The sequence below is a fragment of the Candidatus Lokiarchaeota archaeon genome (assembly GCA_014730275.1).
Lineage (GTDB): Archaea > Asgardarchaeota > Thorarchaeia > Thorarchaeales > Thorarchaeaceae > WJIL01.
The window spans coordinates 1-15,861 of sequence record WJIL01000120.1 but is presented as its reverse complement, the minus strand read 5'-3'; the positions used below and the strand labels follow the sequence as shown (position 1 = coordinate 15,861).

Below are 15,861 nucleotides of genomic sequence, written 5' to 3'. Positions count from 1 at the left end.
GCCCAAATGTTCTATTCCTGCATCCATATCCATCAAAAAGGCTTCATCACTCCGGACTGAAAGATGCCTAATGAGAGCCTTGAGCAATGCTGCGGAAGGGCACATGCAACCCGAACCACCCATATTGACGGTGCCTGCAACGAGTAGCCGCACGTTATCAGGACATAAAACAGCAAATTTTTCCGCCAGATCTGCTACTCGAGGGTTTTTTCTGAAGAAACCTCCAAGAGCTTTTACCCACTCCGTTGTTGTCCGTTCTTTTACTAGCTCCTCTTGCTCAAGAAGTGGAACAATCGTTTCTGCTTTTTCTTTAGCTAGTCCCAACGTCATCCATAAGTTGTAATTGGGATCTGCATCTACTGCTAGCAGATTGACACCGTCCTGACCTATCAGTCGGGCAAGAGTTCCAGCTATGGTCGTTTTGCCACAACCGCCTTTTCCAGTTACTGCTATTTTCATAAGAGGTGTTTGTCTCCGGGTCATTTTGAATGTATTGAACCTTGAATGACATGATACGTTGACAGGCACCGGGATTGAGAGGATAGTCACAAATTGTGACTACCGATTGTGACCCCATATAGTGACTTTCTATTATATACTGAATCTGATTCGTATATCATGTGAAAGAAAATGACACGCACTAACAACAAACAAATCGCGCTACAAAAAAGGAACCTACGGACCCACTCTACGGATGCTATTGCATATGCCTTCATGACTCGGGCAAGATAGACATCATATGCCCTGTTTATATAGTTAAATGTTCAAAAAGGCACAAATTATTAGGAGTTGATCAATTGTCAGATAATTCCAACGATGATTATTCCTCTGAAGAGGAGGAAGTTTTGAAAGGACCTGAAGATGTAGTTGAGGTGAAGCAGAAAAGGTCAAGCAGAGGGGGTAGGAGCATGCGTCACAAAAGTAACGCCACCTTTGGTGGTTTCATAGCGTGGGCTGCCTTTGTTATCATATGGCTATTCTTCTTTGCGGGTAACTTCGGAATATTCGAAAACATCGCCATAGCGGTTTCATCCTTCATTCTAGTCGGTGGCATTATGGGAGCCATTTGGTCTCCTAGTGATGCTGGACCACAGGGAACAGGTTGGCGAATTAACGTATCAATAATGAGTGGAGTACTTTGGCTCGCTTTCATTATCCTGTGGCTCCCATTCTTCATGGAAGAATTCAGCCTCTATCGAAACATAGCTGTCCTTCTAGGATCCACACTTCTCTTGATGTTGGTAAACAGCAGTTCATGGGTCAGCGCAGCCCCAGGGGTTGGCAATATGAAGAGAAGAACGACTGCTGGATCTGCGGTTTTCTTAGTCTGGATTATTCTGAGCATATACTGGCTCTGGTTCGAAGCTGGAGTATATGTCTGGGAGCAGAATTTCGCCCTCGGGCTCCTTTCGCTCTTAATCGTACTTGTGGTAGAAACAGGTATATTTCGAGCAGACATAGGTACATCGAAAGGCATGGGGAACCCATACATTCCGATTGGTATCCTATTTGCGTGGATGGCGGTCCTCTTTGTGTGGTTCTGGTTCTTTGCTGCACCATTCAGCGGATATCAGAACTTGGCGGTATTCCTTGCGTCCATGATACTGTTTGCCGGCATAGGCTATCTCTATCTGAGAAACCAAAGAGACTCAATCGACGATTTAGATTGGGAATAGCAAACTTGGTCTCTCTATTGGGTCAGCAATTCGCAAAAGCAACCGCTGACCCAACTCCTTCTTCTTTGGACCGGTTACACAGACCTACAGAGAGCAAGTCATAGTACTACTCTCTTTTACCTGAATTGTAAAGCACAAGACATCCCTCAACAGAACTGCTAATCACAAAACTTGAAGTCCATGAAGGCATATCAGGCTCCTGATCATTCTGAAGCATCTGTTGCCAAGCTTCATCGGTCAATCGATTATTCATCGGTTGTTCAAATTCGTAGTATGAGAAAGTCCCACCACGAGTCAAAACCACCCGGCCATCAACCGGTACTGCCACGTAGATGAACATTGGTCTACCGACTGCTTCTTCCAAAACTCTCTCTGTATTTGGATCTGTATGAACATCCGCTATGACCGCCATAGACTCATCAGTATCCGATACATACGACTCATTCTTTGGCATCGACACTATACCTGAGAGAATATCATGGCTTGAGTCTATGATATCGAACTCTGTGGAATTAAGCGGCTCATTCGCTAGTTCCTTAATCGAGATTTGATGTAAGTCTAATAGGTACTGGTGCAGTTGCTCAAGTTTTCCATGGATAGTCTCAGTTAGAAGAGCGCGGTCTGAAAGACCATCCATCATCATTCGACACAGAGAAGCAAGCCTGCCATAAATATCTGGGACCGGCTCCACATACCCGTTTACTTCTTCCACTGGCATCGACGATCGTGTGACAGTATAGGACTGCTTCGCATAGAGTATAGTATCATGACGCAGTTCTGTCCATGATCCCAAAGCAGTATTGAGTTGTTTATCTACCCATGCCTGATTCTGCATGAAAAGCGGGTAGTTGCTACCATGTTCGCGAAGAAGCGGAAGCAGAGAATAAAGCCACAAGTAGTAGAGGTTCTTAGTCCACTCTTCTTGTGTAATATTCCCCACCATGTTCTTCATTTTGTTCATCTGGCTTTCATAGTTCTGGTAATCCTTTTCATCCTCTAGAAGCTCCCAGGCCCTCTGTGATCCCAGCGCTGCCATGACATCAAGCCCCTTTGGCATGAACCTCGGCTTAAGAAATGTACCGACATGATCATATACAAGTTGGCCAAGAATATAGCTATCTGGAATGAATCTTTGACCCATGAAACGCATTCCTTTCGTTTGATTCATGTTTTCAGTGTCCAAGAGATAACCAGATAGAATCGAAGGATTCCTCAGGTCATGTCCTTGTTCAATGAACTCATCAAGGTGTGTGTCATTATCAATAGTAGAAAGATTAACAGAAACACCGTAAACTTCGTCAATTAGACTACGGTATTCTCGGGGAGTAAGATCATCTGCTGAACCTACAAAGAAAGCCGTTGGCTCATAGACAGCATCCCAAACAGTGTAACCATCTACCTGCGGCGTAAGACCGTCCACATATTTTTCAAGGGCAAGAGAAATTAGAATACCTTGGGCTGTTTCATTGCGCCCTTTCTCATTTATTGGATCTCGTTCAGGTTCGTTTGGCTGTAGCCTGAATGGAATCCTACCGTACCACATCATTGCTTTGAAATACCTCTTCAAAGTCTCACTTCTTGTGTAGTGTCCCCGCGCCACATACTGTGAGAAGTCCTCTTCATAGTTCATGAACCAAGCTTCACTGAAACCTTCGTGTGCCTCAATAAGGCTTAGCACCTGCTGTACGTCGTCCTGGATGAGTGATGGAACTGCTGTTTCATTGTCTAGAAGAGAGAGAGCTACATAGAAGAAAGCTGTATTTCGCAACGCGGCTTCTTTCCATCTGCCTTCTGGAAGAGATGAGTACTGATCATAGGAGGTTTTAGCCAGCTGATCGGTAAGATTGCCAATCAAGTCCCAGAAGGAGTACACTTCCACCTCACGAAGTGCCAGATCATAGAGCACATGGAATGCATGTAGAACCGCATCGCTTGTGACGAAGTTGGGTATGTCCATAAGATCGTTCTTCTCCAGAATGTCGTGTATCTGTTTGTACTCTTTCTGGGGAACGACAACAAATCCATTTTCCTGAATCATCTCTCGCTGCTCAGGCGTCAGCATTGAGAAGTCCGCCAGATTAATCACATTAGATAATCCTGGCGAAAGAGAATATTTGGGAGCATTGACTTCAAAATCCGATTCTAGCGGAGTGTAATTTGCAAAATGAGTAGCTACTGTCGAATTGATTGTGTAGTATGGCGTTCCTGTTTCTCTGGCAGGGGTGTAGTCTGAAGGAAGCCACGGCATTCCCGTCAGCAAACCTAGTCCTCCCACGACAGCGACGCCCATCAGTGAGGCCAGAATGGCTGCAGCGGCGATTTTGTGCTTCGTTTCTTTTGCAATGGTTTGCAGAGATTGAAGTGGCATGGTAATATGACAGTGCTAAAACATACTTAATACCACGTTTTAGAACAGCCCGCTGTAAATTCTGAACACTAGTGTAAAGATTCATTTTCATATGTACAGAAATTAGAACAGATCAAACGCGAGGCCATCATAAAGGACGGCCTAGAAAAGTCAAAACAGAATTAAAGGATAAAATATTCTCTAAACGAGTGTGGATGAAAGTGGTGGATGCAAAGCGCAGGGAAATTGAGTCAGATTTGAGAGGTAATACCCTGCGCGTATATTGGTATATGCTGCAGAAAGGTGAAGAAGTAGGGGTTCGCGAAGTACAACGCCAGCTCAATATGTCCAGTCCCTCTGTGGCCAGTCACCACCTGTCAAAGCTTGTGGATATGGACCTTGTTGAGAAAAATGCAGGTTCCTACGCGCTCTGTCGAATTATCAAGGTCGGTGTACTGAAAGAATTCATATCCTACCGGGGAGTGCTTTTGCCTCGCTATGCATTTGTTGCATTTTTCTTCACGGCCTATACATTCGCCTATTCTCTCATAGCTCTTTTTGCACCGATTTCTGTTTTCGATAGATACATCGCAATTGGAGTTGGCCTACTGGGAGCGGCCTTTGGATGGTTTGAAACCTATAGGCTGTGGAAACTGAAAATAATCTAGTCGCTTTCAAGCTTCTATTTCTGGTAAACCGGCTATGACTACCGGAATCGCCTGAACAGCAGAATAATCAATGCAGCAGCGATACCTAGAAGCCCCATTGATCCCAAAACGGTGTAGACCATCGTGTTGATCCCTCTCACTCTGAATGGACCATCACAGACATCTTCCGATTTCAGATTCTCCTCACTGTAAGCAACCACCTTAACGAGATTCGTATTCGCTTCCACGAAATGGCTTTCTGAAATGACATATGCTGTTTTTTCAAGACCTTCAGCAATCTGAAACCAAGTATCGCCCTCATCAGATGAAATCCAGACATTGTAGGTGACAGAGTAATTCCAAGAATCCCGAGCCTCCTTCCACCGCATTTCGAATTCGTTTGAGATGATTTCACCTCCATTAGGATGGAGAACAGTTGGAGGTGAAAGCGTATGCTCAATGATATGCAAAAATGGACCTTCCGGTGATGTCTTTTCCAGATTATTCTCGCAATGGGATTCAACTCTGATTCTGTAACTTACGTTCTGCTGTACTGCTACTGCATTCCAAAGATAAGATGTATTCGCTAGACCTGTAGCTATATTGTTCCACTCTGAGGTCTTGTTGTTCAGATAATGAAGGGAATAGGTGATTTCATGGTCGAATGTATCGCTTGCAGGCGTCCATGAGATATTCAATTCTCCGTAAAAGAAGTATCCCTCCATTGTATAGTTGGGATTTACTAGCCACGGCTTAGTGAGAATGTGGATACGGTTGGTATGATATGCTTTCACTTTTGGCGAAGGATCCATGTTCTCGTACATGTCATATGAATTGTCAACGATGCCATCGGAGTTTTCATCAGGAAAGACCCATTCATCCCAAAAATTTGACACGAAATGGTTATTCACCCCTACATCAGAGGCCTGGGCCCTATCATTTACGGGAGATGCATTTGCGTTCTCAATGAAGTTATTCATCGAAAACAAACCATTATTTGTATGGGTTCTTAGCGCAAATGCTGTGTTCCTGTAGAATGTGTTATTGTTTACAGTAGCGTTATCCGAACCGCCTGATATGTGCAAACCAGCACCTATGTGATTATGCAATACATTATCAATAATATTGGGCCCAAAAGAATCCCCTATATCCATGCCAGAAACCGAATTATTGAATATCGAATTACCGCTGATGTTACACTCATCAGCATTCCCCAGGGTTATTCCCATATGTCCATTCTCAAAAATGGAATTCTCTTGGATGATGTTGGAATTAGAATCTCTCAGATGCATTCCGTCTCTTGAATTCTCATGAATTGAACAATTCCGGACAATGCTAGTCTCAGTATAATCGATTAGGATTCCACGGTCCTTGCATGAATGAATATCACAATTCTCGATTAACATGTCCTCTGCCCTGTAGAGATAGATGCCACGACCCCGAGAGGATTTGATAACGTTCTTGTTTAGAGAAATGCTATGGCAATAGTCAATCATTATTCCATGTTGTGATGAATCTTTAACCAAGCTTCCATTAATTCTCGCATTTGTTACGTTAGACAACCGTATAGCAGCTATTCCACCGAAAAGTAAGCTACCATTCAGAATGAAGAAGACTGTTGTATCTCTGATACGGAATGGGTATCCCGCCCCAGGTTCTTCGGTTATGTTTAGTCCATGTATGCAATAAGGATTGGATTCTGAACCGTTCCCCGGCCATGATTCGCTAGAAGCCAGACTAGCAAACTCTGCATTTCCCTGAATCGATATAGGATCATGCTCTTGGTAAGAAGCAGATGATACGAAAGTATCAACCATACTCTGCTGAGATAACATACTTCCTGTCGTCATGCATTGCGAACAATCAGCAACCGAAAGAGAGAGGAGAACAATTAGGATTATCGTCTTGTGAAAATGGTGTCTGATTCCAATTGGCATGTTCTCCATTCTTCTCCTTATTCTCTAGAACGGATTGCTTCTCGCGGATTATCCGGATGCTCCTCCTATTATGCCCCGTTGACGTAATAGAAAGACAACTATGAGGATACCCACTACTCCAATCACTGCGATTATCCCGACCCATAGCAAGTTCATTGGGGCAGGCGGGGAAACACCAGTAGTAGTTGTATCAGTTCCTGTTGTAGTTGTGGTTGTCGTCTCTGTTGTGGTTGTTGTTGTGGATGTAGGGGTAGTCGTGGTTGTTGCCGGTTCCTCAATAGTGAATGCTTCGGATTCAGCATAGGTTTCCACTCCTAATTCGCAATGGGCACGTAGTCTAATCATGTAGTCTGAACCAGGTGTGAGTGAACTGGTATCCCATAGATACTGGGTTTCACCCACATCAACAGCGATTTCGTGCCATGTGGATCCTCCATCGCTGCTGTAATTGAGGTCATATAGAACCTCGCATCCCCAGGAATCCACACACTCAATCCACTCAACGGTTAACTCTCCTGAAACTTTTGAGCCACCAGCTGGGTTCAGTATCTCAGGAATTGAGATGTAGTGTTGATTGAGCTCGAAGAAATCATCGCTTGTATCGGATGATATCAGACCTTCACTGCACTCTGCTTCAACGCGTATACGATAACCGTTGCTCCTATCAAGATCAGAGGTGTCCCAGAGATACTCTGTTTCGGATATATCCTCTACGATTGTTGTCCAGGGACCCCCGCTTAGTGACCACGAAAGCGTGTATGTGATATCGTGTTCCCAAGAATCAGAAGCTGAATCCCAGTGGATAAGAGCCGTCTTATTGATGTTCTCAAATCCATTCGGATAGAGGAGTCTTGGAGCCTCCATGTAGTGCTCTTTGATTTCGAAATCGCTGTCGGATACATCTTCAACTGAAAGGCCACAACTGCCATTTGCGATAACCATGATTCTGTAGGTAGACAAGCCCTGCATTGATGAAATGTCCCAATCGTAGCTCGTGGTGTCGAGGCCACTAACTATCTCGTTCCAGCTCGATCCACTGTCTGACGAGTAGTTTACGGAATAGCTTACATCATGGCCATAGGAATCCTCCGACATACTCCAGGTGATAGCCACTGTTTCGTGAAGAACTTCGCCTCCATTGGGATATGTCACTATAGGACTGCTTAGTGTATGCTCGCGTATCTCGAATGGTTCATTTGATGTGTCATTGACCGTTAGTCCCTCTGTGCAATTGGCAACAACAAGAACGAGATAATTTGTCCCTTCTCCAGCAGTTGTTGAATTCCATTCCCAGCTCGATTCAGTTAAGTCCGCCGCAATTTCATACCAGTCGGTTCCAGTGTTGTTAGAATAGTAAAGCGTGTAGGTAACTTCGTGATCCAAGGTATCTATTGCTGGAATCCAAGTAATGGTAATATTGCCATATACTAACTCACCGCCGTTTGGATACATTACTTCTGTAGGAGTGAGATAGTGGAATTCCACACCTGTACCAGGCTCAGTTAGAGGATATGGGTCCTCATTCTCAGTCATACCATCAATGGCATATGGAAGGTCGACAATCCCATCAGAATCTTCATCTGGAGTTGTCCAGTCGTTCCAATAATTGTACTCTATCAAATTGGCACTACCGTTATCGTAACCCTGTGATCTATCACCTGGACCGTTATTGATGAATGCATTCCATTTTATTGTAGATTCATTACTGCTTTCATTCAACTGAATCCCGTAATCCCTGTTGTGATGAATTGAGTTGTTGAGAATCACGGTTTCGTTTGCACCATGAATAGCAGAAATGCCGACGGGATTGCTCCAGAAATAGCTGTGGGTAACATTATTCAATACTGATGAATTCTCTATACATACGCCAAAAACATCATTTTCATAGAAATAGGAATTGTTCACAAGATTAGAGCTGGAATCTGAAATTCGTAGACCAGCATTAGGATGGTTCCAATTACTGAGGAGTTGGAAAGTACAATTTTCACAATGATTCGACAGTATGCCGTCCATACCACTCAGGCCAACTGTGACATTGTTGAATGTAATATCGTGGCTGGAATTAAGTTCCACTCCGTTTTCAGTGCTGTTTAGGATGCCGCTATCGTGTAATGTTACAAATGATGAATCCTCAATGCGAAATCCAGTTTTGGTGGAATCGCGTATTATGCCCAAATTGAAATCCACTTCATTGGAATCACCAAATATGAAGATACCATATTCATTCCGTTCTATGTTGTTATCTGAGAGATCAATCAAGGTGCAATTGTCGATAGACAAACCGCGTACATTATTGCCTATATCGCTGTTATGAATCACAATACCATCACAGTCTGACAGAGAAATTCCGTGAAGGGTGTGTCCAGAAATAATATTCCAATCAATCTGCCAAGAAGAGCCACCTGATGCGAAAATTCCGTGTCCATGATTATTGCTGATAGTATTGCTGATTATCTCAATTTCTGAGGTCTGACCCTCACTTACGATGCCATCGAGGTCGTTTTTGATCACATCGTTGTCGTATATGTCAATGTAATTCGAATCTCTCAGATAGATTCCCTTTAGGTTGTTGGCTATCATATTATCTTCAAATCTGTTGAATGAACCCGTAGCGTTACAATAGACTCCATGCAATAGATTGAGGCGAATGGTATTGTTGAAGTAATCTCCACTGGATGTGGAATAGGAAAGATAGAAGCCGTGTCCAGTGTTATTCTCTATGACATTCCAAATGAAATCATTATGTGTAGTAGATTCACCCATAACAGAAATACCACTCTCACTACAGGAGGTTATTGTGTTATTTTCAATAACATTGAAAGTCACTAGTCCAAGGGAAGTTGGGGCTCCAAGAAGAATGCCATCCATACAGCCAGAGATTCTATTCTGGTCAATATGATTTTCAGTACAGCTAGATGCTTCTCTTCCATCAAGAAATACCCCGTTCGTATTTGTTCCACAAATTGTGTTGTTGAATATGACCGAATAGCGCACATCTACGCCAAGCCAGATAGCATTGTAACCAATATCATAGATACTGTTGTTCCAGACATCTACTCCGTTCAATACGCTTTTAGCTCTGACACCGCTTTCGCTGCAGTCATAGATTGTATTGTCCATGAGGTCAATGTTGGCGCTGCCATTAACAAACACACCATGCTGACAATCATGTATCTCATTGCTTTTTACGATGCCATTTTGTGCGTTGTCTAGGTAAACACCATCAGCTACCCCAAGTCTCCCAACCAATAAGCAATCCCGAACAACAAAATATCGCGTAGTCGCGATTATTGAGATTGCTGGACACCAATCTGTGCCATCATCCGCACTATGAATCTCATAGCCCTCTATGATGTACGGTGTGGACTCAGACAAACCATCACCAGCCCAGCCATTGGTTTTTGCTTGAGTATCAAAATCACTATCACCGTTGATATGGATGGGATCATGCAAGGTATAGGTAATTCTCCATTGATCAACAGGTTTCTCCACTCTTGGCCCAACCACATCGTCCTCGGTAAAAGCATAATCTGGGCCTATAATCCCGGCACCTAGTATTCCAACAAAAATCAGAACCATTACAGTACCTGATAATACTCGACTGGCAGAACGAGCAAAATGCATTTTTCTCTCCTCTTTCATTGTAATCAGAGAGCTTGATTCAACCAGAAAAAAGAAGGCTGCTCTCTCCAACATCTCCAATATTAGGCCTATTAGGTAATTAACTTTTCGAGTAGTCTTTTTAACAATCATTATTTGAAAAAGTGGCCGAAAATGTCAGATTGAACATTCATCTGATGCCAGACCATATCCTGTAGACTTCACTCCACAGAAAGATGGCCGAAAGAACACCGAGAGTTGCTGCAAACACGCTATGGATTCCCAAATCAGGACCCACAAAAACAAGGTAGATAAAAAGGAGAGTGGTTATCATTACGGCAAAAAGAAGAACCCTTGGAATAACTCGAAATCCGATAAACATGAAGTTATCTAAGAATCCCAGGTCGGCATCATCTCGAACAACATAGTCACCGTAGTTGTTCTTCTCAACGATTTCATAATCAATCAGCTTGTTGAGATGATAGAGCCCTACAGAATGGCTACTCAGGTTTAAGGCACGAGATAACTCTCTTGCACCCACCGGCTCCCCGCTGGCTAGCATCCAGACTAGGACGCGCCAAGTTGTCGCTCCAAGCTCTAGGATGGTGTGGATATCCGATTCTTCATCTGGCACGAACATTGGCTATTCATCTCTTGCTTCGTGCTGGTTTTGTGTTATTTTCGAACCACCAAATAAGCTGATTGCCATTATTGCCAATGCCATTAGAGGTAGCAAGGGTCCTATTGAAAGTTCGTCATAAGAAACCACAGGGATGAAGAAGTACCATAATCCAATTATGGCGGCAGCTATGTAGGGAGCTAATTGTTTAACCATGCTGCTTATCGAAGATGGTTTGAGAACTCGTACTGCAATGACAAGAATGCATAACAGCAAAACCCAAAGGGTAAGCTGGGAATTCAGGCCTTCTTCTGGTCTGATAAATAAAGGCTGATTGTTTCTATTTTCCACAACTAGACCTGTTGGAAGGTTAAATGCGAAATACTCAACTATAACATTTCCTCCGCGGAGTATCATTTCTCGGTGATATGACCATGGCAAGAAGATGCTCAAGATTAGAAGTATAAGCGCATAGAATTCGCTATTGTTAAGGATGGTTGTCAGTGGTTGAGAATCAATCAGCTTGTGCAAGTTGACCACTAATGCAAGGGTGGTACCCACTACTACTACTATAACCAAGAAATAAGATACATCTAAGCCAAATAGCAAGTTTTGCAGGATGGGAAAATTCACATGGAGAATAATGTCTTGTGTGTCATTGAACTGTAGTTCAACTGACTGGGCGTACATATCCATTGTATTCGATAGCTTGACGTAAATCTCTGCGGATTTGTTGGGAGGAAAATAGATGAATGAAGTATCCTCAGACATAATGCCAAACCAGGAACCATCTTCTAGCGAAATCTGTGGATCTAAGATGGATAAATCAATTGGAACGCTTTTCGGTGCGTCAATCCTCAGTCTAGCTGTTTCATAACCAACAAGTATACGAGCTCCCTGATTATCCTGAAGCTGAGCAGACAATACACCTACCATACTCGGGTCAGATATTGGCCCCCATCCGTATTCGAAAGAATACTGACCCTCGGGCAGATAAATAATCCCATTGTTGAAAGCTCCCTTCAAACAGGCGGATTCCTTCTCAGGTGGATGTATTAGAGAATCCCCGCTGATATTCACAAAAGGATAGTATCCTAGATTATCTGAGAAAGCATTGTCGTAGATGTCATAGCCTTTCTGATCGTTGAATTCTATAGTCAGAGGGTATAGAGTCCGATTGGATGAAACTTCACAAGCTAGTCTTCTGATTTCAACCTCACCTGGATCCTCCAGCTTGATTCCCACTCCCAATTTCGTATCCCATATCAAAGAATCTGCATCTGAACGTATTCCATCCATTTCCATTTCCAGTGCCAATACGTGGTCTCCTTTATCAAGGGTGTATTCCTCGAAAAACCATATTCCCGAATCTAGTGAAGAATCTGCAGTTAAACGGACATCGGGAGTGCCACTAGTCACCGATATATCTAATGTGAAGACCACTTCTTCATATTCATAGACCAGAACAGATAGATAGGTCTCAATTGCCAACTTTAGACCAAACCCTGAAATAGTCGTAGTACCTTCAATATCATCAATTTTAATATACTCACCCCTTCCCTTGAGCTCGACTTCACCATTATCTATGAACTCCGTGATTTCTAGAATATTTGTGGACATAGCTCCTGAATCGGAGTAATACTCCACAGTATGGCTAGTATTCCCCCTATATTCAGATCCGTGTTCCATAACCACAGTATCCATCGGATTTCGTGGTACAAACAGCATGAAGACGAATCCAATCATCAAGCCCAGAATGACGCCGCTAACCACCGTTCCCAGAATCGTTCTTTCAAAAGCCTCTCGATGGTTCCCTTCAAAGGATTTCATGTGACAACATATCAGGTACCAGCAATATTAGTCTAGACTTTAGACCGGCTCATCCACATTACCCAAGGCAAAGTTTGTTACACGTGTTCCAAATTTTCCAGTTCAAGATGTGTGGTTAAATGCAGTCCAAAGTGGGCTATTCAGAAGCTCCCAAAATCAAATATCAGTCTAGTTCCAATTGCTTCCCTTCTGCGAGTATGACAACCTTGCTTGGGGATTTGGTCTCAACTTCCTTCTTGAATGCCTGTGGATCAGCTCCTCGAAGATGCATCGGAACAGCTACTTTCGGTTGGATTAGAATTGCAGCCTCAGCAGCCTCATCCATGTCCATCGTATAGGTGCCTCCACTCGGTAGCAGAGCCACATCCAGTTTGGGAAGCTCTTCCATCTCGGGAATCAAATCTGTGTCACCCGCATGATAGATCCTCTTCTCGTCCACTTTGATGACGTAACCTAGGCCTATTTCACGTGGATGAAACGGTTCCCCCGACTCGCGGAACCGTTTTACGTTATACGCAGGAACGGCCCAGACGACAACACCATTGCTGATTTCCATTCGCTCACCAGGGCTCATACCCCAGACGATACCCCCTTTGAGCTCGTCCTTCAGGATTTCGGGGGCAATAACTGGTGAACCCATCTTTCGAATCTTCTTGATGAGGGCCTTATCGAAATGGTCCTGGTGTCCATGCGTGACTAATATCAAGTCTGCAGGGGCGAAGTCTTTCTTCTTGAGACCAGTGCCTTTCGTAGTTGGGTCGATATAGATGTTCTGAGATTCAGATTTGATTTGGACACTTGCATGTGCTAATAGTTGAATGGATATCGTCATTTGAATCACCAACGGGGAAGCAAATCAGGCGTCTATATGCTTTTCCTAATACAGAAATACTAATTCCCGAATCCCTGTTCGATACTTCATCAGTACATAATCGAATAGCGATTATCCACGCTGTTTACATTGCAACCATCACTTCTCACAGGATAATCAAATTTCAAATTCTCTTTGGCAATTTTGACAAACAACAACCCCGGTCTGGGATATTTGGTCCTCTGCATAATGGTATTTGGCTCCACAATGGGGACATTTCTGATATTCACCTACTGGTTGAGGTAAATCATATTCAGAGGAAGGAGAATAGAGAAAATGAGCCAGGAAGTCTCCTATCACACCATACATGAAGACGAAGAAACCCTGGCATTGGAGGTTGAAACGGGATTCGTTCCGCCAAACGCCGCCCTCAATCCAGGTATCTATCGGATGACGAGGATTGCTGCAAAGATTGCTCGTTATGCTGGCTTCAGTCATCGCTTCAGCTTAGCTACTCCGCATTATCATGTTCTGCAGATTCCCGGTCCCATGTTGCAGCCCGTAGGGCAAAGAGATGAATTAGAGCTGAAGTTTCTGAAAGGACTTTGTGATTCACAGTACAGCTCATCTCCGATTCTGTATGAAGAACTCGCTACAGCTGAGATACATAGCATATTCATCATCAATGTTGATGATGTCAAGACACTCGAGGTTGATCCACAGAAATACAGATACACAGTAATGCAGGCAGAGGGTGTCATTCAGATAGAGCAACTATGAAATACAATCAGTGGAGTTTCGTCATCATGGAACTCGGACAGCTTATTGGTAAAGGACGCACCGCTGAGGTCTATCGCTGTGATAATGAGCACGTCGTCAAGTTGTTCCGGGAAGGCTTTCCGGAATCTCTGATTAACTACGAGTTCAAAGCTAATAGTATTGCTCAACAAAGCATTTCCAATGTCCCTGTTGTCTACGAGAAATTCACGCATGGAGAACGAACCGGATTGCTTTACGAATTTGTTCCTGGCCCGAATCTATCTGAGATGATATTCAGCAAACCTTCCAAAACGCTCAGTCTCACAACCGAATTTGCACAACTGCATGCAAAGATTCACGAAGTCAAGGCACCAGAACTACGCACTCAAAAAGAATACATAAGGAACAACATCAAGTCAGCAGATGTACTGGATTCTAATAGAAAGACAGCCATTCTTGAGTATCTTGATAGATTACCCAGCGGCCAAAGTCTCTGCCATTTCGACTACCACTTTGAAAACATCATTTGTTCTTCTCGCGGGTTATTCGTGATTGATTGGATGAACGCTGTACGCGGATCTGCCTGCGCGGATGCCGCCAGAACCAGACATATTCTGAGATATAGTGCCCCAACAGGCGAATCATCGTTCTTGAAACGGGGATTCATCCAATTGCTCAGGAGGTTTGTAACTAAAAGATACGTAAAGGAATACTCTCGTTCTGCGGGATGCTCTCAAGAGGAAATCGACAAATGGGAACTGCCAATCATTGCTAGCAGGCTATCAGAGAATATCCCGGAGGAACACGCAACCATACTCCAACGGATTGACAGGATTCTCGAATGAAACCATCACCTCGCTTGACATGCAGAGGTACTAAGAGTTCTCAGCTAATTCTATCATCGTCGCTTAATGCAAATCACCAGAATGATTAAAACTGCTATCCCAACAGCTGCCACAACCTGCCAGTTCTGAATAAGATAGTCGATGATTCCCGTTGTCACAGCGGGTGTGGTCGTTGTTGGAGTGGTATCAGTTGTGGTAGTTGTATCCGTGGTACCTGTGGATGTTGTCGTCGTGGTAGTCGAAGTGGTCTGACCTTCAACGGTGTACGAGAATTCTGTAGAGTATGCAATATTTCCCGCAACATCTTCGGCTCCAACTCTAACCTTCACTTCGACACCAGCAGGATGCTGCGGCACTACACCGCTGTATAGTCCGCCTGCGAACGTTGTTGATACATAGCTGGTGGTTGTCCAATTATCGACTGAATACTCGATAACAACTGTCTGGATACCTGAAGCATTGAAAGGTTCCGTCACGTTGGCAACCACTTGAATTGACTGGTAGTCATAGACTGTGCCTGTAGCATTGTGCGTATACGAATGAATTAGCGGGCCAATATCATCACCTACTTGGTAGTACCCACTTCTTGTAGGACATCCCAATGCTGATGCATTGACTGGAACGAGATAGTACCATATTTCCTGGCTGTAATTATGAGCTGGAATGGTAGCAGTATAGAGTCCATTTGATTTTGTCATATTGAATTCCGTCTCTGAGGTCCAATTATTGTAGGACCAATGGAATTCAACGAAATCTGCATTAGTGATATTTGCAGTAACAACGACCTCAT

11 protein-coding genes are annotated in these 15,861 nt (G+C 43.6%); 4 read left to right on the top strand and 7 right to left on the bottom strand.

The window, feature by feature from the left end; genetic code table 11:
• Nucleotides 1–483, bottom strand: a 483-nt coding sequence (locus GF309_13325; GenBank protein MBD3159757.1) for an AAA family ATPase, incomplete at its 3' end; no start/stop codon positions are given.
• Nucleotides 484–797: 314 nt separating this feature from the next.
• Here GF309_13325 and GF309_13320 point away from each other — a divergent pair.
• Entirely contained in the window at nt 798–1,676 is an 879-nt protein-coding gene (locus GF309_13320; protein MBD3159756.1) for a hypothetical protein, read from the top strand.
• Between the two features lie 106 nt (nt 1,677–1,782).
• Here GF309_13320 and GF309_13315 read toward each other — a convergent pair whose 3' ends face one another.
• Nucleotides 1,783–4,044: a DUF3160 domain-containing protein gene (locus tag GF309_13315; GenBank protein ID MBD3159755.1), complete on the bottom strand. Its 2,262-nt coding sequence runs from the start codon at nt 4,042–4,044 to the stop codon at nt 1,783–1,785.
• Nucleotides 4,045–4,238: 194 nt separating this feature from the next.
• Here GF309_13315 and GF309_13310 point away from each other — a divergent pair, with 194 nt between their 5' ends.
• On the top strand, nt 4,239–4,691 hold the full coding sequence (locus tag GF309_13310) for an ArsR family transcriptional regulator (GenBank protein MBD3159754.1): 453 nt from the start codon (nt 4,239–4,241) through the stop codon (nt 4,689–4,691).
• Nucleotides 4,692–4,729: 38 nt separating this feature from the next.
• Here the strand turns inward: GF309_13310 and GF309_13305 are convergent, their stop codons facing one another.
• The 5 genes from GF309_13305 to GF309_13285 form a co-directional block, all read right to left on the bottom strand.
• The gene (locus GF309_13305; protein MBD3159753.1) at nt 4,730–6,616 is read right to left on the bottom strand and encodes a hypothetical protein; all 1,887 of its coding nucleotides are present in this window, start codon (nt 6,614–6,616) and stop codon (nt 4,730–4,732) included.
• A 39-nt stretch (nt 6,617–6,655) separates the two neighbouring features.
• On the bottom strand, nt 6,656–10,360 hold the full coding sequence (locus tag GF309_13300) for a hypothetical protein (protein MBD3159752.1): 3,705 nt from the start codon (nt 10,358–10,360) through the stop codon (nt 6,656–6,658).
• A 37-nt stretch (nt 10,361–10,397) separates the two neighbouring features.
• On the bottom strand, nt 10,398–10,847 hold the full coding sequence (locus tag GF309_13295; protein ID MBD3159751.1) for a hypothetical protein: 450 nt from the start codon (nt 10,845–10,847) through the stop codon (nt 10,398–10,400).
• A 3-nt stretch (nt 10,848–10,850) separates the two neighbouring features.
• Nucleotides 10,851–12,656, bottom strand: coding sequence for a hypothetical protein (locus tag GF309_13290; protein MBD3159750.1), 1,806 nt, complete (start codon nt 12,654–12,656; stop codon nt 10,851–10,853).
• Between the two features lie 163 nt (nt 12,657–12,819).
• On the bottom strand, nt 12,820–13,488 hold the full coding sequence (locus GF309_13285; protein ID MBD3159749.1) for an MBL fold metallo-hydrolase: 669 nt from the start codon (nt 13,486–13,488) through the stop codon (nt 12,820–12,822).
• 315 nt (nt 13,489–13,803) lie between these two features.
• Here GF309_13285 and GF309_13280 point away from each other — a divergent pair, with 315 nt between their 5' ends.
• Complete coding sequence (locus GF309_13280; protein ID MBD3159748.1) at nt 13,804–14,247, top strand: hypothetical protein; 444 nt, start codon at nt 13,804–13,806, stop codon at nt 14,245–14,247.
• Nucleotides 14,244–15,071 carry a phosphotransferase gene (locus tag GF309_13275; protein MBD3159747.1) on the top strand — a complete coding sequence of 276 codons (828 nt, stop codon included), beginning with the start codon at nt 14,244–14,246 and terminating at the stop codon, nt 15,069–15,071. The genes GF309_13280 and GF309_13275 overlap by 4 nt, the downstream gene beginning before the upstream one ends.
• Nucleotides 15,072–15,861: the final 790 nt, after the last annotated feature.